19 protein-coding genes and 3 tRNA genes are annotated in these 18,365 nt (G+C 47.4%); 7 read left to right on the forward strand and 15 right to left on the reverse strand.

Going from position 1 to position 18,365, the window contains the following annotated elements; genetic code table 11:
* Positions 1-19: 19 nt before the first annotated feature.
* The 7 genes from nfsB to AC2T15_RS09515 are packed head-to-tail and all read right to left on the reverse strand — an operon-like array spanning position 20 to position 6,218.
* Positions 20-679, reverse strand: coding sequence for an oxygen-insensitive NAD(P)H nitroreductase (nfsB, locus tag AC2T15_RS09485; RefSeq protein WP_486778151.1), 660 nt, complete (start codon positions 677-679; stop codon positions 20-22).
* A gap of 45 nt (positions 680-724) precedes the next feature.
* The gene (gene hemH, locus AC2T15_RS09490) at positions 725-1,759 is read right to left on the reverse strand and encodes a ferrochelatase (protein WP_053100290.1); all 1,035 of its coding nucleotides are present in this window, start codon (positions 1,757-1,759) and stop codon (positions 725-727) included.
* A gap of 45 nt (positions 1,760-1,804) precedes the next feature.
* Entirely contained in the window at positions 1,805-3,151 is a 1,347-nt protein-coding gene (locus tag AC2T15_RS09495; RefSeq protein ID WP_486778152.1) for an MATE family efflux transporter, read from the reverse strand.
* Between the two features lie 15 nt (positions 3,152-3,166).
* Entirely contained in the window at positions 3,167-4,036 is an 870-nt protein-coding gene (gene trxA / locus AC2T15_RS09500) for a thioredoxin (protein ID WP_486778153.1), read from the reverse strand.
* A 9-nt stretch (positions 4,037-4,045) separates the two neighbouring features.
* On the reverse strand, positions 4,046-5,062 hold the full coding sequence (locus tag AC2T15_RS09505; RefSeq protein WP_486778154.1) for a methyltransferase: 1,017 nt from the start codon (positions 5,060-5,062) through the stop codon (positions 4,046-4,048).
* A gap of 24 nt (positions 5,063-5,086) precedes the next feature.
* Entirely contained in the window at positions 5,087-5,935 is an 849-nt protein-coding gene (gene nadC / locus AC2T15_RS09510; protein ID WP_486778155.1) for a carboxylating nicotinate-nucleotide diphosphorylase, read from the reverse strand.
* Between the two features lie 13 nt (positions 5,936-5,948).
* Positions 5,949-6,218 carry a DUF1289 domain-containing protein gene (locus AC2T15_RS09515; protein ID WP_231692595.1) on the reverse strand — a complete coding sequence of 90 codons (270 nt, stop codon included), beginning with the start codon at positions 6,216-6,218 and terminating at the stop codon, positions 5,949-5,951.
* Positions 6,219-6,564: 346 nt separating this feature from the next.
* Between AC2T15_RS09515 and nrdA the strand changes: the two genes are divergently transcribed.
* The 5 genes from nrdA (at position 6,565) to AC2T15_RS09540 (ending at position 11,442) form a co-directional block, all read left to right on the forward strand.
* Positions 6,565-8,832, forward strand: a complete 2,268-nt coding sequence (gene nrdA, locus AC2T15_RS09520; protein ID WP_486778156.1) for a class 1a ribonucleoside-diphosphate reductase subunit alpha — start codon at positions 6,565-6,567, stop codon at positions 8,830-8,832.
* A 37-nt stretch (positions 8,833-8,869) separates the two neighbouring features.
* A complete protein-coding gene (nrdB, locus tag AC2T15_RS09525) occupies positions 8,870-9,970 on the forward strand; it encodes a class Ia ribonucleoside-diphosphate reductase subunit beta (RefSeq protein ID WP_053100295.1) in 1,101 nt (366 codons plus the stop codon).
* Between the two features lie 80 nt (positions 9,971-10,050).
* Entirely contained in the window at positions 10,051-10,320 is a 270-nt protein-coding gene (yfaE, locus tag AC2T15_RS09530) for a class I ribonucleotide reductase maintenance protein YfaE (RefSeq protein WP_053100296.1), read from the forward strand.
* A gap of 34 nt (positions 10,321-10,354) precedes the next feature.
* On the forward strand, positions 10,355-10,900 hold the full coding sequence (locus AC2T15_RS09535) for a DUF924 family protein (RefSeq protein ID WP_486778157.1): 546 nt from the start codon (positions 10,355-10,357) through the stop codon (positions 10,898-10,900).
* Between the two features lie 83 nt (positions 10,901-10,983).
* Positions 10,984-11,442: a tRNA (cytidine(34)-2'-O)-methyltransferase gene (locus AC2T15_RS09540; RefSeq protein ID WP_053100301.1), complete on the forward strand. Its 459-nt coding sequence runs from the start codon at positions 10,984-10,986 to the stop codon at positions 11,440-11,442.
* A 53-nt stretch (positions 11,443-11,495) separates the two neighbouring features.
* On the opposite strand, the gene AC2T15_RS09545 is transcribed toward AC2T15_RS09540, so the two are convergent.
* Entirely contained in the window at positions 11,496-12,446 is a 951-nt protein-coding gene (locus AC2T15_RS09545) for an NAD(P)H-quinone oxidoreductase (protein WP_486778158.1), read from the reverse strand.
* A 129-nt stretch (positions 12,447-12,575) separates the two neighbouring features.
* Between AC2T15_RS09545 and AC2T15_RS09550 the strand changes: the two genes are divergently transcribed.
* On the forward strand, positions 12,576-14,687 hold the full coding sequence (locus AC2T15_RS09550) for a carboxy terminal-processing peptidase (protein ID WP_486778159.1): 2,112 nt from the start codon (positions 12,576-12,578) through the stop codon (positions 14,685-14,687).
* 56 nt (positions 14,688-14,743) lie between these two features.
* Here AC2T15_RS09550 and AC2T15_RS09555 read toward each other — a convergent pair whose 3' ends face one another.
* The 7 genes from AC2T15_RS09555 to AC2T15_RS09585 all read right to left on the reverse strand — a co-directional run bounded on the left by AC2T15_RS09555 (position 14,744) and on the right by AC2T15_RS09585 (position 17,231).
* On the reverse strand, positions 14,744-15,250 hold the full coding sequence (locus AC2T15_RS09555; protein WP_486778160.1) for a sel1 repeat family protein: 507 nt from the start codon (positions 15,248-15,250) through the stop codon (positions 14,744-14,746).
* Positions 15,228-15,560, reverse strand: a complete 333-nt coding sequence (locus AC2T15_RS09560) for a hypothetical protein (RefSeq protein ID WP_053108438.1) — start codon at positions 15,558-15,560, stop codon at positions 15,228-15,230. The genes AC2T15_RS09555 and AC2T15_RS09560 overlap by 23 nt, the downstream gene beginning before the upstream one ends.
* Before the next feature lie 16 nt (positions 15,561-15,576).
* Positions 15,577-15,912: a helix-turn-helix domain-containing protein gene (locus tag AC2T15_RS09565; protein WP_053100323.1), complete on the reverse strand. Its 336-nt coding sequence runs from the start codon at positions 15,910-15,912 to the stop codon at positions 15,577-15,579.
* A gap of 78 nt (positions 15,913-15,990) precedes the next feature.
* Positions 15,991-16,743 (reverse strand): BamJ family beta-barrel-assembly machinery protein, encoded by a 753-nt coding sequence (bamJ, locus tag AC2T15_RS09570; RefSeq protein ID WP_486778161.1) that lies wholly within the window; start codon positions 16,741-16,743, stop codon positions 15,991-15,993.
* Positions 16,744-16,945: 202 nt separating this feature from the next.
* A tRNA-Val gene (locus AC2T15_RS09575) sits at positions 16,946-17,021 on the reverse strand.
* A gap of 39 nt (positions 17,022-17,060) precedes the next feature.
* Positions 17,061-17,137: transfer RNA gene (locus AC2T15_RS09580), tRNA-Asp, on the reverse strand.
* 18 nt (positions 17,138-17,155) lie between these two features.
* Positions 17,156-17,231 (reverse strand) — tRNA-Val (locus AC2T15_RS09585).
* Between the two features lie 174 nt (positions 17,232-17,405).
* Here AC2T15_RS09585 and rdgC point away from each other — a divergent pair.
* Positions 17,406-18,326 (forward strand): recombination-associated protein RdgC, encoded by a 921-nt coding sequence (gene rdgC, locus AC2T15_RS09590; protein WP_053102820.1) that lies wholly within the window; start codon positions 17,406-17,408, stop codon positions 18,324-18,326.
* The last annotated feature ends 39 nt before the right edge of the window (positions 18,327-18,365 follow it).

The raw sequence follows: 18,365 nt of genomic DNA on the forward strand, positions 1-18,365 counted from the left end.
TGCTTACGGATTAAATCCTTTAAATGAGGGTAAAAATCTCTTCTTCAGCTAAGCGGGCTTTAGGCAATTTGGCGTTAAAATCACTGTCGGCGTGATAGCCCAAAGCCACCGCTGCCACTGCAGTTAAATCTTTGGCATTAAGATCAAACTCTTGATCCAACACTGCTTGATCAATACCTTCTAATGGCACCGCATCTAAACCTAAAACAGCAGCGCTGTACAACAAAGTGCCTAAGTTTAAATAAACCTGCTTTTCTAGCCAGTGCGGTACATCTTTTTTGTCGTATTTATGAAAATTTAAATACAGCAGACGCGTATTATGAGAGGCGGCTTTAGCTTCTGGTGCGGCATCGAAACGACCGGCGGCGGCCTCTGCTGCTAATACCTTTTGTAAGTGCGCATCATCAATCTGAGTGCGTGAGCAAAACAGCACTACATGCGAAGCATTTAAAATTTTAGCTTCGTTATAGCTATAATTGCCCTGTGCGCCCTTTGCTAAGCGTGCTTTTCCTTCTGCAGTACTTGCCACAATAAAATGCCACGGCTGAATATTAGTGCTTGAGGCACTGTAACGTAAGGAAGCCATTAACTCTTTAACCAAAGGCTCAGGGATCACTTGATTGGGATCAAAGGCTTTGGTGGCATAACGACGGGTTAAGTAATCAGTTACTTGCATCATTTACACTCCTTACACATTCAATAGGTAATACTGAGCTCTTTGCCATTAAATAGTTTTAGCTAGCGTGGCTTGCTCACAAATTTGGGTTAAGGCTGCAGCCCAGTCTGCCTGACTGTTTAAGCAGGGCAATAAGACTAATTCTTCCCCTCCGGCCTCAACAAACTGCTCACGCCCACGCAACCCCAACTCTTCTAAGGTTTCAATACAATCGGCGACAAATGCTGGCGACATGACCAACAACTTTTTCACCCCTTGCTGTGCCAACTCGGCAAAGCGCTCTTCAGTGTATGGCTCCACCCATTTAGCACGCCCTAAGCGTGACTGAAATGAAACAGACCACTGCTCAGGCGACAAACCGGCTGCCTCAGCAAAGGCTTGAGCAGTTCGATAGCACTGTGCGCGATAGCATTGTTCCAGCACAGCGTCGCTGGCGGTTTGACAGCAATTAGGATTGCTTAAACAATGCCCACTGTGATCAAGCTTAGTCAAATGCCGCTCTGGTAAACCATGGAAGCTAAGCAGCAAATGATCAAACGGCTGCTCCAGCGCAGATTTCACACTATTAGCCAGTGCCTGGATATACAGTGGATGCTGATAAAACGCAGGCACAATATGAGTAGTTAATGGCTGCTTCAGTTTGGCTACACTGTCCTCAAAAGCTTTAATTGCAGTGGTGGTAGTGCTATCAGCAAACTGTGGATAAAGCGGCGCCAAGGTAATTTCGTTCACCCCTTGTTGCTGCAGCTGCTGTACTTGTTGCTCAATCGATAACTCAGAGGCACCATAACGCATCGCCAAAGCCACAGGGCCATGCTTCCACAGTGGGCGCACGGCTTCAGTGAGTTGCTGGCTAATCACTACCAGCGGCGAGCCTTCATCCCACCAAATTTCTTGATAAGCCGCTGCCGACTGTTTGGGGCGTGCAATTAAAATTAAGGACACCAGCAAACGACGTACCGCCCACGGCAGATCAATCACGTAGGGATCCATTAAAAACTGATTTAAGTAACGACGTACATCACTCACCGAAGTTGATTCGGGCGAACCTAAGTTAACGAGCAATAAAGCGTGCTGAGACATTGACCTGTAATCCTAAAAATAATTGACCCATTCACCAAGCGCGAGTCAGTCTGAAATACGTCTAAATAACTGCTGTGCAGGCGCAACCAAATACACCGCGCGCAATAACATAAACAATAAAAAAGCTAGCCACAGCCCATGATTTTCAAAGCGCTGCAATAACCAAGCGACCGGCAAGCAGGTTAAAACTGCCAACAACATCGCATTACGCATTGCTCGGGCTTGGGTGGCACCAATAAACAAGCCATCTAATACATAACTCCAAACGGCCACCAACGGTAACACGGCTAAATAGATTAGATAAGGCTGAGCCGCAGCTTGTACCGCCGCTTGATCGGTTTGTAAGGCAATAAAGTAATGCCCAAACAGGCTAAATAACACGGCAAAGATCAAGCTCGCTGCCAACGAATACAACAGCACTAATAACAGAGCACGGCGCAAGGCAATGCGATCTTTCGCACCCAATGCATGCCCTGTTAAGGCTTCTAGTGCATGGGCTAATCCATCCAGCGCGTAGGAGCAAATCATTAAGCCATTGAGTAATAACGCATTAGCTGCCACTGTCGCGTCGCCCAAGCGGGTTCCTTGCACGGTGACCATAAAAAACACGCCTTGCAAGGCTAAGCTACGAATTAAAATATCGCGATTTACACTGAGTAGCGCCTGCCAACTCTGCCAAACTTTTAGCCGTGGAAGAATCTGTTGCCACTTGATCTTTCCTGCAACGCGCGCGGCTAGAAATAAGCCTAAGCCCACACCGCTCCACTCAGCGATAACCGAAGCCCTTGCCGCGCCAGAAACTTGCCAGTGCAAGCCAAACACAAACCAAATATCCAACACGATATTGAGCAGGTTACAGATCACCAGCATCCAAAACGCCGCCCGTGCGTTCTGTGCACCTAAAAACCAGCCAGCCAACGCATGGGTCGCTAATGCTGCAGGTAATCCCCATAAACGGATAAAGAAATACTGCTGCGCGACCTGCTGCAATTCTTCCGAAGGCTGCATCCAGATGAGTGCTAGGGCAAAAATCGGCTCGGCTAAAGCAATCAACAGCACGGCCAGTAATCCTGCCAATAGCAAGCCTTGAATCAGCACCTGCTGTAATCCGCACTGATCTTTACGCCCTGCCGCTTGGGCAGCAAAGCCGGTGCTGCCCATACGCAAGAAACCAAACACCCACACCAACAAAGTATAAATAGTGCCACCAACGGCCACCGCGCCCAATTGATAAGCATGGGGCAAGCGTCCAACCACCGCACTGTCTACCAGCGCCACTAAAGGCACTGATAGATTGCTAAGAATCATCGGAATCGCCAGCGCCCAAATCTTTTGCTTGGTGTCAGCATGTTGCCATGCATCCTGCAGCCAAGCGCGCCCTCGCTTAATCATTGGCAGCGCAACCAATTAATACAGCGCCTGATAGAGTTTGCGGCGGTACTGCACTACTAACGGATGATCAGCCCCCAATAGATCAAACACTTGCAGCAAGGTTTTATGAGCCACTCCTTCACTAAAGCTGCGATTACGTACAAAAAGCTGCAGTAGTGCGGCCAATGCTGGCTCATATTGCTGACGGGCAAGCTGCTGAATACTGAGCTGATAAACCGCCTCATCATCCGCTGGATTCTGCGCTAGGCGTGCTTTCAAATCAGCCGTTTCTGGCAGGTCCGCCGCCTGTTTTAAAAAAGTAATTTGCGCTTTAGCGGCGGCCAATGCCTGCTTATGCTCATCACCTGGTACTGCATTCAACACCTGTTCTGCTTCGGTTAAAGCATTACGCTCGGCTAAGCAGCGAGCATATAAAATCAGTGCCTCAGCATTACTGTTATCGGTACTTAGCAGCTGTTGCAATAAGGTTTCAGCCGCACCAAATTCAGCGGCCTCAAACAGTGCTTGCGCTTGCAACCAAGGATCATCGGCCTGTGGCGCTGGCTCAGTAACATATTTTGCTAGCAACTCACGAATCGCTGACTCTGGCTGAGCTCCTTGAAAACCATCGACTGGCTTACCGTCTTTGAAAAGCACTACTGTAGGCAGACTACGAACCCCAAAGCGGGCTACGATTTCTTGCTCTAAGTCACAATTCACTTTGGCCAGCAATAACTCGCCTTGATAATCGGTAGTGATTTTTTCTAACACCGGCATTAGTGCCTTACAAGGCGCACACCACTCAGCCCAAAAGTCGACCAGCACCGGCTTATGAAAAGAGTTTTCAAGCACCAACTGATCAAAACTATCTGCACCTGATACATCAAAACTAAAACTTGTTGCCATCTTTATCTCCTACTGACGCTGGCTGCGCTGCCCAGCCACCGCACGATATACGCTGAACCCCTGAGCCTCAGCCAATACCTGGCAAGGTCCAAGATGCTGATTAATTAACGGGGGATACTTTAAAAAACTATTCGCCACAATCCGTAACTCACCTTGGGCGCGTAGATGCCCCTTAGCCTGGGTCAGCATTTGCTCGCTGGCCGCATAATCCGTGTGTACCCCTTGATGAAACGGCGGATTGCTAATGATCGCAGCTAAGTGCTGCGGCGCCTCATTAATTCCCGTGCCCGCAATTACCTCGGCCTGCACTTGGTTAGCCTGCAAGGTTAGCTGGGCACTAAAAAGAGCAAACGCATCAACATCCAACAAGCTCACCTGACTGTTGGGATACTGCTTAGCTAAATAACAACCAATCACGCCCGCGCCACAACCGAAATCCAAATAGTGGCCTTGGGGTAAACCTTCTAGGTGCGCCAGCAGCAACTCAGTCCCACGATCTAAACGGCCATGACTAAACACCCCTGGCACCGTTTTAATGGTCAACTGCTGCTGCCCGACAGTTACTTCAAAACTGTTGGCTAGTGCGGCAAGGTCAGGCACCGCAACAGGTGCTTTACGCGAGGTTAAACGCCATAGTTGACAATGCCGCGCGCTATCGAGTTTGCTCACTTCGCCATATTGCGCTAGTTGTTTAGCCGCACGCTCAATTCCAGCACGCTTCTCACCGACTAAGAAAATCTCCGCGGCTAGGTATTTAGCGCAAATTTCTTGCAGCAAATACTCGGTTAACTCGCGGGATTTTGGCAAATACAGCACCACAGCATCATATGATTGATCAGGCGCTGTCACTGAAAAGTAAGCACGGGACTGAAGTGCAGCTAATGCTTGGTAGTCCGCATAATTCCAACACCATAACTCACTGCTAGGTAATTGCTGCAACAACCCATCAGCCGGAGCACCTGCTAATAATAATTGACCACTAAAGTAATGGCCTTGGCGTAATAAAACTTGGCTTCTTGGATCCATTATTGGCTTCTTGATTAGTTACACTCACAGAGTTAAACGCATGGATAAATCCACCGCAGTTACATCTTTGGTTAATGTGCCAAGGGAAATATAATCCACCCCCGTTTCAGCCACTGCCCGCAAGCTTTGCTCGTTAATTCCGCCCGAAGCTTCTAACTTGGCGCGCCCAGCGGTCAAACTCACTGCTGTACGCATATCGTCTAGACTTAACTCATCCAGCATCACAATATCTGCCCCTGCAGCTAAGGCTTGCTGCAACTCGTCTAGGTTTTCGACCTCTACTTCAACTGGTTTACCTGGCGCTATCTGTTGAGCCGTCGCCACTGCTTGAGCAATTCCACCACACGCCATGATGTGGTTTTCTTTGATTAGAAAGGCATCATATAAACCAATCCGATGGTTATGGCAGCCACCGCAGGTCACCGCATATTTTTGCGCTAAACGTAAGCCTGGCAGAGTTTTACGCGTATCCAATAGCTTAACGCCCGTACCTTCAACCAACTGAGCAAAATAAGCCGCCCGCGTCGCCACTGCCGATAAGGTTTGTAAAAAGTTTAACGCGGCTCGCTCACCACTTAATAACGCCCGTGCATTACCGGCCAGCTCAAATAAGGTTTGATTCGGCTGCACCGCTTCACCATCGGCAACTAGCCAGGTCACACGAACAGTGGGATCAATTTGTGCAAACACTTCATTCACCCAAGCCACACCACTGATCACCGCTGCATCGCGGGTAATTACTCGTGCCGTGGCTTGTTTATCGGTCTGAATTAATTGAGCGGTAATGTCACCGCTGCCTATATCTTCAATTAATGCAGTGCGAACATTATGGGTTATTTCTTGTTTAAGCTCAGTTAATACGATATTTGCCATAGTGTTTACACCTTTAAAATAAGTCCTGCTGCTCTATTATGGGATCGCTAAAGAAATCGCTGATCGCTTGTTGTTTATATTCTAAGCGCGCTTTTTCGATACGCTCTTTGCGCGCCTGACACAAGCGCAGCACGTCTCGCTTTTGCTGATCCGAAAAGCGCAGCCAATACAATCGCTCATCCCGTGAACGCAGGCAGCCACGACAGTAGCCTTTATTGTTTGCTGCACAAACCCCAATACAGGGGCTAGGAATCTCAAAAATTTCAATCTGCTGCATTGCCATCAGACCGCCTAAAAAAGACTGCCGCGATTATACGCCAGCTGCAAAAAAATCGGGGAGTGGTTGAAATTTTCTCTATGCATTACCTCATTAGCAAATAATTTTCCAGAAAATTATTAATAATTCTATAGGCCCTATGGCTCTTCGCTTAGCGCCATACTCAGTCAATCAGGCAGGATTTCCCATTTGAAAATTATCCGCGTTTAGCCTAGCATTCCTTGTTTTCCATAACCTCAAAAAACACACTATGTAGTGCATTTGAACTTATCTAGCACCTAGATATGCCACAAACACACACAGAGCGTGCTAAGAGGAATACAAATGATTTAACTTAGGTAGGCAGCCCGTCATGAATTCCATTTTGGTTACTAAGCGAGACGGTCGCAAAGAAGCGATCGATCTAGACAAAATCCACCGCGTACTCGACTGGGCCGCTTTAGGTCTAGACCATGTCTCTGTATCGCAGGTGGAACTTAAGTCACACATCCAGTTTTATGACGGGATTCGCACCAAGGATATTCATGAAACTATCATCAAGGCAGCCGCTGACTTAATCAGTGAAGAATCACCTGACTACCAATATATGGCTGCGCGCCTTGCAATTTTCCACCTGCGCAAAATCGCCTACGGCCGCTTTACGCCGCCACATTTATTTGATCATGTAACTAAACTCACCGCTGATAGTAAATACGATAAGCACATATTAGAAGATTACTCTAAGGCCGAGTTTGATCAATTAAACGCTTATATTAAGCATGACCGCGACATGAACTTTTCTTATGCCGCGGTTAAACAATTAGAAGGTAAATACTTAGTTCAAGATCGCGTTTCTAAGCGTGTTTTTGAAAGTCCGCAAATGCTTTATATCTTAATTGGTATGTGCTTATTCGCGGACTACCCAGAGGCTACGCGCCTGGATTACATCCAGCACTTTTATGATGCGATCTCCACCTTCAAAATCTCACTGCCAACCCCGATTATGGCTGGCGTGCGTACCCCTAGCCGTCAATTCAGCTCATGCGTATTGATTGAATGCGGCGACTCGCTGGACAGCATTAACGCCACGACTTCAGCGATTGTGAAATATGTATCACAACGTGCCGGGATTGGAATTAACGCGGGCCGCATCCGTGCGCTTGGTAGCCCAATTCGCGGTGGTGAAGCAGAGCACACCGGGATGATTCCGTTTTTTAAACTGTTCCAAGCGGCAGTTAAATCCTGCTCCCAAGGCGGTGTGCGCGGCGGTGCTGCCACCTTGTTCTATCCGATGTGGCACTTAGAAGTTGAATCGCTATTGGTTTTGAAAAACAACCGCGGCGTCGAAGAAAACCGCGTGCGCCATATGGATTATGGTGTGCAAATTAACAAAACCATGTATCAGCGCTTAATCAAAGGACAGCACATTACGCTGTTCTCGCCCCATGACGTGCCTGGCCTATACGATGCGTTCTTTGCTGACCAAGACGAGTTTGAGCGCCTATACGAGCAATACGAGGCCGATGAGTCGATCCGTAAACGCTCCATTGCCGCCACTGAGCTATTTAGCTTAATGATGCAAGAGCGCGCCAGCACGGGTCGAATTTATATTCAGAACGTAGACCACTGCAACACCCATAGCCCATTTGATCCAGCGGTTGCGCCAATTCGTCAGTCGAATTTATGCCTCGAAATCGCACTGCCAACCAGTCCGTTAGATAACATTAACGATGACGATAAAGAAATTGCGCTCTGCACCTTGTCAGCGTTTAACTTGGGCGCGATTGATTCACTTGATGAATTAGAAGAGCTTGCCGATCTTGCGGTACGTGCGCTTGACAGCCTGCTGAGCTATCAAGACTACCCAATTGAGGCCGCGCGCAATGCCACTATGAAGCGCCGTACCTTAGGCGTAGGCGTGATTAACTTTGCCTACTACTTGGCTAAGCATGGACTGAAATACTCCGACGGTTCGGCCAATGCTTTAACCCACCGTACCTTTGAGGCCATTCAGTACTACTTATTAAAAGCATCTAATCAGCTGGCTAAAGAGTTCGGCACTTGCACCGCGTTTAACGAAACCACGTACAGCAAGGGCATTCTGCCGATTGATACCTACAAGAAAGACTTGGACGCAATCTGTGCTGAGCCTCTGCACCTTGATTGGGAAGGACTGCGTAAAGAGATCGTTGAGCATGGCCTGCGTAACTCCACTTTAACCGCGCTGATGCCGTCTGAGACCTCGAGCCAAATCAGTAACGCCACCAATGGCATTGAGCCACCGCGTGGACTAGTAACAATCAAGCAATCAAAAGACGGCATCCTAAAGCAAGTGGTGCCTGAGTATGAAACCCTGAAAAACAGCTACGAAACCCTCTGGGCGATGCCTAATAACACCGGTTATCTGCAACTGGTGGGGATCATGCAAAAGTTTGTCGACCAAGCCATTTCAGCGAACACCAACTACGACCCTAAGCGCTTTGATGGTGGCCGCGTGCCCATGAATCAGCTGCTTAAAGACTTACTACTCGCCTACAAGTACGGCCTCAAAACGCTTTACTACCAAAACACCCGAGATGGTGCCGAAGATAACCAAAGCGATTTAGACGATAACTGCGCAGGCGGTGCGTGCAAGATTTAAGGAGTCTGGGCAGGCAAATAACCTGCCCTCATAAACTATGCCCTACAGTACTTTTTGCCAAAAAGACTCTAATCCCTTAGAGCAACCGATGTTTTTCGGTGACAACGTCAACGTGGCGCGTTATGACCAGCAGCGCTACCCTATTTTTGAGGCGCTGATTGAAAAGCAGCTGTCGTTTTTCTGGCGCCCAGAAGAAGTTGATGTGTCTCAAGACCGCTCGGACTATCGCAACCTACCCGAGCACGAAAAGCACATTTTTATCAGTAACCTAAAATACCAAACGCTGCTGGACTCAATTCAAGGTCGCAGCCCAAACGTAGCGTTCTTGCCGCTGGTGTCTATTCCTGAGCTAGAGACCTGGATTGAAACCTGGTCCTTCAGTGAAACGATTCATTCACGCAGCTATACCCACATTATCCGCAATATTGTCAATGATCCGGCGGAGATTTTTGACAACATCGTTAATAATGAAAATATCATTGAGCGCGCTGGCGATATTTCTAAATACTATGATGACTTAATTCAAAGTAGTCTGAACTATATTCGTGGCGACCGCTCAGGGCTGCGCGAAATTAAAAAGAAACTGTACCTGTGCATGATGAGCGTAAATATCTTAGAAGCGATTCGCTTTTATGTTTCCTTTGCTTGCTCATTCGCTTTTGCCGAACGCCGCCTGATGGAAGGCAATGCCAAGATTATTCGTTTAATTGCCCGTGACGAAGCTCTGCATTTAACCGGAACGCAACATATCCTTAATATTATGCAGTCAGGGCAAGACGATCCGGAATTTGCCGAGATCGCCAAAGAATGCGAAGCAGAATGCATTGAGATGTTTCGTCATGCCGCTGAGCAAGAAAAGAATTGGGCTAAATACCTATTCAAAGACGGCTCAATGATTGGCTTGAACTACGATATTTTGAGTCAGTACGTTGAATACATCACCAACCTGCGCATGAACGCGGTCGGCCTTAAACCAATTTTTGATGGCAAGTCGCAAAACCCCATCCCTTGGATTAATGCCTGGCTTGTATCAGACAACGTACAGGTAGCACCGCAAGAGGTTGAAGTGTCATCCTATCTTGTGGGGCAGATTGACTCTGAAGTATCGGTCGAAGATCTCGGCGATTTTGAGTTATAAGCGCTAGCCAAGCGTTGAGCATAGATCCTAACTTATGCAGTATGCGTTAAGCGCATACTGCTCAGACGCACAGGATAAGCATGCAAATTATTACCCAAGACATGATCTTAGAGTTAGATCAAACTGAAGAAAGCCTCCTTGAAGCCCTTGAGCGCACCGGCCACCAAGTAGAATATCAATGCCGTAGTGGCTACTGTGGTGCCTGCCGGGTCGAACTAATGGCCGGCAGTGTGGCCTATGAAAAACCTCCTTTAGCCTTTGTTAAAGCGGATGAGATTTTACCTTGCTGTTGCCGTGTGTTAGAACCTTTAAAAATTAACGTTAACTTACGAAGTAAGAAAGCCGGCTAATCCCCTTTGCTCTCCTACTTCTTAGGAGTGCCCTATGAACCCTGCTGCACAAGCTGTGTTATCTTTTTGGCTAGATCCTGCTCACCAGCCATTTTGGTTTGCCAAGTCAGAAACCTTCGATCAAACCATCGCCCAACACTTTTCCGCCACCTTAAAGCAAGCCGCTAGCGGTGAGCTGGCTCATTGGCGCAATACCGCTGAAGGTCGCGTGGCAGAAATTATTGTACTGGATCAGTTTTCCCGTAACTTACATCGCAACAGTCCACAAGCCTTTAGCCAAGACGCGATGGCTCTTGCCTTAGCCCAAGAGTTACTCATTCAGCCAGAGTTTAACTCTCTACAGCAAGTGCTAAGACGCTTTGCGCTCATGCCTTTTATGCATTCAGAATCAGCACTGATTCACCAACAAGCAGTGCAACTATTTACCGAACTAGGTGATCCGCACACGCTCGATTTCGAGCTTCGTCACAAAGAAATCATTGATCGATTTGGCCGCTACCCACATCGCAATGAAACCTTAGGTCGCTTATCCACCGATGAGGAACTCGCCTTCTTAACCGAAGAGGGATCATCCTTTTAAAGTAATCTTGTTAGTTAATGTAGTGGGCGGTGCGCAAAAGCTGCTAACATCTGCCGTTTTGCGCTGAGCATTTTAGCCTTCTTATGTTTAACATTATTTTATTTGAGCCTGAAATTCCGCCCAACACTGGCAATATTATTCGTCTAGCCGCTAACAGTGGCTGCCAACTGCACTTGATTGAACCCTTGGGCTTTAACTTTGACGACAAACAATTAAGACGTGCAGGCATGGATTACAGTGAAGTGGCGGCAGTACAAATTCACCCTAACTTAGCGGCTTGTTTAGCGAGCTTAGGCGAAACTCGGGTGTTTGCCTTTAGCACTAAGGCTAACCACTCTTATGCTGAGGTCAGCTACCGCGCAGGTGATAGTTTTATCTTTGGCCCTGAAACCCGTGGACTCCCTCAAGAAGTGCGCGATAGCCTGCCGCCCGAGCAATTAGTGCGTCTACCCATGCTGGCTAATTCGCGCAGTTTAAATCTCTCAAACAGTGTAGCCATTGCCGTCTATGAGGCTTGGCGCCAGCTAGACTTCGCCCAGTAACGACTAAACGCTAGAGCCTACTACTCAGCAACGAGTAGCAGGCTCGCTGCGAATTAATCAAACACCAAAACTAACTTACCATTCACCTGATTACCGGCTAATTCGGCAAATGCCTGTTTCGCATCACAGATTGAATACTGCCGACTCAGCTGTGGATTTAACTGCTGCTGAGCAAATAAAGGCCAGACTTGCTGCTCTAACTCTGCCAACAGTTTAGCTTTAAATGCATCATCCCGGGTTCTTAAGGTTGAGCCAATTAATTGAATGCGCTTACCCAATAACTGCGCCAAATCTAACTCAACCCGACGCCCCCCCATTAAACCAATATTGACCCAGCGCCCATCAAGCGCTAACCACTTCAGATTTTGCTGAGCATAGCTGGCGCCCACTGGATCTAAAATCACATCAAAGGGTGCAAACTCAGCTAAGCCCTCGACGCCATCATGGCGCACCACGCCGTCTACCGCGCCTAAATCTTTACAGTAAGCTAAACGCTCCGCCGAGCCTACACTCACATAGGCCTGTAAGCCAAAGGCACGGCACAGCTGAATGGCTGCTGAGCCTACACCACTAGCACCGGCATGCAAGAGCACCTTCTCTCCCGCGCGGGCTTGCCCCAGTTGAAACACATTTAACCAAGCCGTGCTGTATACCTCTGGCACTGCTGCGGCCTCAATTAAACTCAGCCCTTGTGGCACCGGCAATACCAGTCGCTCATCTACTGCAACATACTCCGCCATGCCGCCACCAGTTAAGAGCGCACACACTTCATCACCCAGCTGCCAGCGGCTGCTATCACCGGCATCCACAATAACTCCAGCACACTCTAAGCCCAGCACTTCGCTAGCCCCGGGCGGTGGTGGATATAAGCCGGCAACCTGGAGCAAATCGGCACGATTTAAGCCGGCAGCCGCTACTTTGATTAATACCTGCCCTGTTTGCAGTACTGGTTTTTCACAGTTAACAAGACAAGGATGGCCATCAGTTGCTTGCAATGCTTTCATTCTAACTCCATATTGTCTGTATTCTTTTTAATGATCGGTATGATGTTGTACCTGAGATTTATCGACAAAGGAACTGTACGCAGTTCAGGTAACCTAACAATGCTACATTTGGCAAAGAAAAATATAAGTATGAAATATACGCTTGCACGAACGTCACTCGCCTTGCTGTTAAGCCTTAGCCTGCTGCCCAGCGCCTATGCCTTAAATAACAGTAAAAGCTGGGATTATTTAGCACCCGATCGCACTCAGCGTATTGCTAGTTTAAATATTACTGAACTGCTCAAGCGTCATCACTACAGTAAAGACGTCGGCAATCAAGATCGCTCCAGCAAGATGTATGAAGGCTATCTAAAAATGCTGGATCCAGCGCGCATGTACTTTACCCAAGAAGACCTGAGCGAGTTTAAGCCTTGGAAAAAGAACTTTGCCAATAAACTTCGCGAGGGAGATTTAGAGCCTGGCTATTTTATGTATAAACGCCAGCTAACTCGCTTAGATCAATACTTAACTTTTGCTTTAGCTAAATTAGCCAAAGGGGTTGATAGTATCGACTTCACTCTAGATGAGTCCTTAGAAACGGATCGGGAAAAAGCGCCTTGGGCAAAAAATGAAGCCGAGCTTCAAGAGCTATGGCGTAAGCGCTTAAAAGATGAAGTGCTCCGCTTAAAACTCGCTTCAAAAGAGCCAAAAGCCATTGAAGAGCTGTTAACTAAACGCTATAAAAACCAACAAAAACGCCTACAGCAAACTCGTAGCGAAGATGTGTTTCAAACGTATGTTAACGCTTTCTCACAAACCTACGACCCCCATACCAACTACCTCTCACCCGATAATGCAGAAAACTTCGACATCAATATGAGCCTCTCGTTAGAAGGTATTGGGGCCGTACTGCAAGGTGATAACGAGCACGTTAAAATTGTCCGCCTAGTGCCCTCAGGACCGGCAGATAAAAGTAAGCAGTTAGCGCCTGCCGACAAGATTATCGGTGTTGCCCAAGGTAATAAAGAAATGGTCGATGTGATCGGCTGGCGCCTAGATGAGGTGGTGAAGTTAATTCGTGGCAAAAAAGGCTCAACCGTACGCTTAGAAGTGATTCCGGCCAGTAACGCGCCGAATGATCTTTCCTCAAAAACGGTGACCATTGTCCGTGAATCGGTCAAACTTGAAGAACAAGCGGCACAAAAATCGATTTTAAATCTAGAGCATGAAGGCAAACCCTTCAAGCTTGGGATTATTGAAATTCCAGCCTTTTACATTGACTTTAAAGCCTACCGCGCCGGTGACCCTAATTACAAAAGCACCACCCGTGATGTACGTAAGTTACTGGCAGAGCTGCAACAAGAACAAGTGGATGGCTTAGTGATTGATCTACGCAATAATGGCGGTGGCTCTTTACAAGAAGCCACTGAACTTAGCAGCCTTTTCATTCCACAAGGTCCTTCAGTGCTAGTGCGCAATAACGATGGTCGCGTTGATGTGCTTGAGGATGATAATAAAGGCGTGTTTTATCAAGGCCCTATGGCGGTCTTAGTTAACCGTTTGTCTGCTTCAGCTTCAGAAATTTTCGCTGGGGCTATCCAAGACTACCATCGCGGACTGATTATTGGCGGCCAAACCTTTGGTAAGGGCACGGTGCAAACTATTCAGCCGCTCAATCATGGTGAGTTGAAATTTACCATCGCTAAGTTTTACCGTGTCTCGGGACAAAGTACTCAACACCAAGGAGTACTGCCCGATATTAGCTACCCAGCCGAGTACAATACCAAAGAAATTGGTGAAAGTGCGCTGCCTGAAGCCATGCCTTGGGACAGTATTAAACCTGCAATTAACCCGGGCCCAGATCCGTTTAAACCATACCTTAAGACATTAGAAAAGCGCCATGCTCAGCGCACCAAGCATAATCCTGACTTTGTCTTTAGTCATGAACGCTTAGTCCTCAGCAAAGCGCTAATGAAAGACACGGTAGTCAGCTTAAATGAGGAAAAACGCCGCGCTGAACAAGACAAAATTGATCAGCAACAACTGGCTATGGAAAATAAGCGCCGCTTAGCCAAAGGCGAAAAAGCCATGCAACTGAAAGAGCTGAAAAAAGAAGATGAAGACTTAGCGGCAGAACTTGAAAAAGAAAAGAAAAATAAGCAAAAGCCGGAAAAAGATGCGTTCTTAGTCGAGACAGGACATATCTTGCTCGACTGGCTAAGCCTGCATCAGCAACAAGTCGCCAAACACTCGGCGAAGTAATAGCTAGCAAAAACCCGCCGTTTGATGGCAAGCGGCGGGTTTTTTATTACACGTAATTAAGCGTCAATTAATTGCTGCATCAGCTGCTGATAAAACAAACAAGCATCCTGATCGGCTGCAATGTCGCCTTGGCCTGTCGCATAAATATCCGCTAGTTTTTGGGCAGCCAAATAATGCCCAGCTTTAGCTGCTATTTTCCACCAATACACCGCAGTATTAAGGTCTGGAGCATTCTGCACAGTCCCTTGGGCAGCATTCTGTGCAACTTGATAAGCGGCCTTAGCATCGCCAGCCTCAGCTGCTATCTTTAGCAACCGCAAGCCTTCTTCCTTAGCTCCTAAGCCCTGCCCTTTAAACAGTAATAAGTGCCCATAAAAAGCAGTCGCTGCAGGGTGACCTAGCTGACTTTGTCGAGCAAACTGCATTTGCATCCACTGCCATAATTTAGGCTGTTTTACTGCCCATGTGTATTTAAATAAATGTCGTGCTACAAAATAGCCAACACTCGCCTTAACTTTTAGCCACATCGTAGAATTAGCCTCATGCTTTAGAAAATGCTGCATAGACCTGCTGCAACTGCGTCTGATGCCAAGCAGCTTGCTCAACAGAGTCAACGAAGGTTAACTCGGCATCGAGTTGCTGTAGGAAACTAAACCAACCCTGCTTAGGCAAGTAAGGTGGACGCTGACTAACCACCAACGCGCTGCGCAGTGGCTGTTGCTGTAACCAGTCGCGCTGTGTTAACTGCTCTAACAAGTAAGTCAATCGCTGCATAGCAGGCACTGGCAATGCCAGCTCAGTGATTAGCTGGCGATAGGTGAGGGTACGCTTTTGCTGCGCTGCCTGCGCCAATAATGCAAGCAATTCAGACATTTGCTGCACGAAAAGATTATTCGATAGTGACATTAGCTAAGCGCCGCAAATTACGCAGCACCACTTCACTGGCTTGGCGCTCACCGGCTTCAATCATTTGCCAGTAACTAGGACTAATACCTAATGCTTGAGCGAGTAACTCTGGCGTCAGCCCGGTTTTGTGGCGCAACTGAGCAAGGGTTAATGACTCTTGTGGCGCTGTTGCTTGACTAGGTGCTGGTGTAGCCATGGCAGCTGGCGCAACCGTGCTCTGACGTTGCCCTGCCGCTTTTAATAGCGCTTGATATTCGTTCCAAGGCAAAACCGCGTACTGTGGCTGCCCATCTTGCATTATTACTTGAATATTATTCATCATTACCTCCCACTATTCAGGCTGAGCGCCCAACTAACCATCGGTGTAGATGGGCACACAACACTGACTTGATGCTAACTATTCAGCTGCCGATGCTTGCTCTTTGGCAGCGGCTGATTTTTGTGAGGGAATATCTAATAACTCCACTTCAAAAATCAAGGTAGAGTTTGCTGGAATCGCCGGGGTTGGACTACTAGCACCGTAGGCTAAATCGGCAGGAATAAAGAACTGATAACGCTCACCCACCTTCATTAACTGCAAGCCTTCAGTCCAACCTGGAATAACTTGGCGCAAAAAGAAAGTCGCTGGCGTGCCGCGCTCTACAGAGCTATCAAATACACTGCCATCAAGTAATTTACCCGTGTAATGTACCGTTACACTGTCAGTTGCTTTCGGGCTCGCACCGCTGTCTTTAGCGGTTAGCACTTCATACTGCAAGCCACTGTCGGTGGTTTTAACCGAATCTTTTTTTGCATTTTCAGCTAAGAATTCTTGGCCTTTTTTCGCTGCTGCATCATTGAGAGCATTTTGCTTTTCTGCAGCGCGATCCAAGGCAAATTGTAGCGCCTCATCTAATTGCTCTTGCGATAAACGGGACTCTTTACCAGCTAAGGCATCATCAATCCCCAAAGCAATAGCTTCTACACTCAAGCCATCAATCGGTGTAGCTAATAGGTTGCTACCAATTTGTAAGCCTAAGCCATAAGAAGCCTGCTGGGCTTTGCTATCTAATTTAGCGCTGGTGCTGGTCGTTGCTGACTGTTTCTGATCACAACCGACTAAAGCCACTGCACACAAACCAACGGCCACCGCTAGGCGAGAAAACTTCATAAATATTCCTTAACTCCAATTTAGGCATTAACTAAAAATCACAGGATAGAAAGCGATCTTAGCAGGAAAGTTCACTGAGGTTTACTGAAGCAAACGAATAGTTTAGGCGATGGCAGGCTAATGCGCAGGAAATTTACTGACTTAAAAACAAAAAAATCTGCACAAGGCAGATAGATGAAGTGTACTTAATTAATATTGAAATTGGTGGGTGATGACGGGATCGAACCGCCGACCCTCTGCTTGTAAGGCAGATGCTCTCCCGGCTGAGCTAATCACCCAATTTCAATTTATTCAACACTAGCAGTATTGAATTAAAATGGCGCAGTGGACGGGACTCGAACCCGCGACCCCCGGCGTGACAGGCCGGTATTCTAACCAGCTGAACTACCACTGCGCTGCTGGTACTCAAGAGTGGTGGGTGATGACGGGATCGAACCGCCGACCCTCTGCTTGTAAGGCAGATGCTCTCCCGGCTGAGCTAATCACCCTTGTCTCTCGAAGTGGTGCGTATACTAGTCTGCTAAATCCTTTTTGGCAAGCCCTAAATTCACTTTAATTGGTTTTTTATGTTTTTTACTCACTTAAAAGCATTTTTTCGCTTTTAGTTGGTGATTCGAGCCGAGGTTATAGATAATAGCTACTGGTTATTTTGGAGTTATCTTATGTGGTTTCGTAACTTGCTGGTGTATCGCTTCACCCAATCAGTTAACTTTGATCTGGAGCAGTGGGAGCAGGCACTGGCAAAAAAACCCGCCCTCGCCTGTGGCAGCCAAGTGCTGACTACTTATGGCTTTACTGCCCCCTTCGGCAAAGCTGCAGATGCCCCACTGATTTATGCTAGCCAGCATTTTTTCTTGCTAGCAGCACAAAAAGAAGAGCGCTTACTACCCGCTAGCGTAGTTAAAGATGCCGTTAATGAAAAAGTGGAAGAAATTGAAAATGCTCAAGGGCGCAAGGTCTATAAAAAAGAGCGCGATCAAATCAAAGATGAGGTCACCCTCAACTTCCTTCCGCGCGCCTTTATTCGTCGAAGCCGCACTTTAGCGGCGATTGATACCCAAGCCGGCTTAATTTATGTAGATGCTAGCAGTGCTAAAAAAGCCGAAGAGCTATTGTCCACTTTGCGTGAAGCTATAGGCAGCCTACCCATTCAACCCCTTGAGGCACAGCAAGCCACTACTGCTAGCTTTACTCAGTGGCTACAGAACATGCAGATTGGGCATGGTTTTAGCCTAAAAGACGAGTGTGAGCTGCGTGATACCGCAGAAGACGGTGGCGTTATTCGCATTAAACGCGAAGACCTGGGCAGTGAAGAAATTCAGAATCTACTGGCCGCCGGTAAAATTGTGACTCAGCTAGCACTCAACTGGGAAGAGAAACTGAGTTTTGTGCTAGACGACAAACTGGCAATTAAACGCTTAAAATTTGAAGACCTATTGCAAGAGCAGGCTGAACAAGATGGCGGCGATGAAGCCGCTGGACAGTTTGATGCTAGCTTTAACTTAATGATGCTGACCTTAGCAGAGTTTTTACCCCAGCTAATGCAAAGCTTAGGCGGTGAAGCGATTCATCAGCGCATCTAATCAGTGCCTATAAGCAATCAAAAAACCGAGCACAAGGCT

This window comes from Thiopseudomonas sp. SA1F2-1K, from assembly GCF_057443035.1.

Bases quoted from the DNA above. Each gene is read 5' to 3' on its own strand.
- AC2T15_RS09545 (WP_486778158.1), bottom strand. From the start codon at position 12,446: ATGAAAGCATTGCAAGCAACTGATGGCCATCCTTGTCTTGTTAACTGT.
- yfaE (WP_053100296.1), top strand. From the start codon at position 10,051: ATGCAAATTATTACCCAAGACATGATCTTAGAGTTAGATCAAACTGAA.
- nadC (WP_486778155.1), bottom strand. From the start codon at position 5,935: ATGGCAAATATCGTATTAACTGAGCTTAAACAAGAAATAACCCATAAT.
- bamJ (WP_486778161.1), bottom strand. From the start codon at position 16,743: ATGAAGTTTTCTCGCCTAGCGGTGGCCGTTGGTTTGTGTGCAGTGGCT.
- AC2T15_RS09540 (WP_053100301.1), top strand. From the start codon at position 10,984: ATGTTTAACATTATTTTATTTGAGCCTGAAATTCCGCCCAACACTGGC.
- rdgC (WP_053102820.1), top strand. From the start codon at position 17,406: ATGTGGTTTCGTAACTTGCTGGTGTATCGCTTCACCCAATCAGTTAAC.
- AC2T15_RS09560 (WP_053108438.1), bottom strand. From the start codon at position 15,560: ATGTCTGAATTGCTTGCATTATTGGCGCAGGCAGCGCAGCAAAAGCGT.
- AC2T15_RS09495 (WP_486778152.1), bottom strand. From the start codon at position 3,151: ATGATTAAGCGAGGGCGCGCTTGGCTGCAGGATGCATGGCAACATGCT.
- AC2T15_RS09555 (WP_486778160.1), bottom strand. From the start codon at position 15,250: ATGCAGCATTTTCTAAAGCATGAGGCTAATTCTACGATGTGGCTAAAA.
- AC2T15_RS09565 (WP_053100323.1), bottom strand. From the start codon at position 15,912: ATGAATAATATTCAAGTAATAATGCAAGATGGGCAGCCACAGTACGCG.
- AC2T15_RS09505 (WP_486778154.1), bottom strand. From the start codon at position 5,062: ATGGATCCAAGAAGCCAAGTTTTATTACGCCAAGGCCATTACTTTAGT.
- AC2T15_RS09535 (WP_486778157.1), top strand. From the start codon at position 10,355: ATGAACCCTGCTGCACAAGCTGTGTTATCTTTTTGGCTAGATCCTGCT.
- nrdA (WP_486778156.1), top strand. From the start codon at position 6,565: ATGAATTCCATTTTGGTTACTAAGCGAGACGGTCGCAAAGAAGCGATC.
- nrdB (WP_053100295.1), top strand. From the start codon at position 8,870: ATGCCCTACAGTACTTTTTGCCAAAAAGACTCTAATCCCTTAGAGCAA.
- AC2T15_RS09515 (WP_231692595.1), bottom strand. From the start codon at position 6,218: ATGGCAATGCAGCAGATTGAAATTTTTGAGATTCCTAGCCCCTGTATT.
- AC2T15_RS09550 (WP_486778159.1), top strand. From the start codon at position 12,576: ATGAAATATACGCTTGCACGAACGTCACTCGCCTTGCTGTTAAGCCTT.
- trxA (WP_486778153.1), bottom strand. From the start codon at position 4,036: ATGGCAACAAGTTTTAGTTTTGATGTATCAGGTGCAGATAGTTTTGAT.
- hemH (WP_053100290.1), bottom strand. From the start codon at position 1,759: ATGTCTCAGCACGCTTTATTGCTCGTTAACTTAGGTTCGCCCGAATCA.
- nfsB (WP_486778151.1), bottom strand. From the start codon at position 679: ATGATGCAAGTAACTGATTACTTAACCCGTCGTTATGCCACCAAAGCC.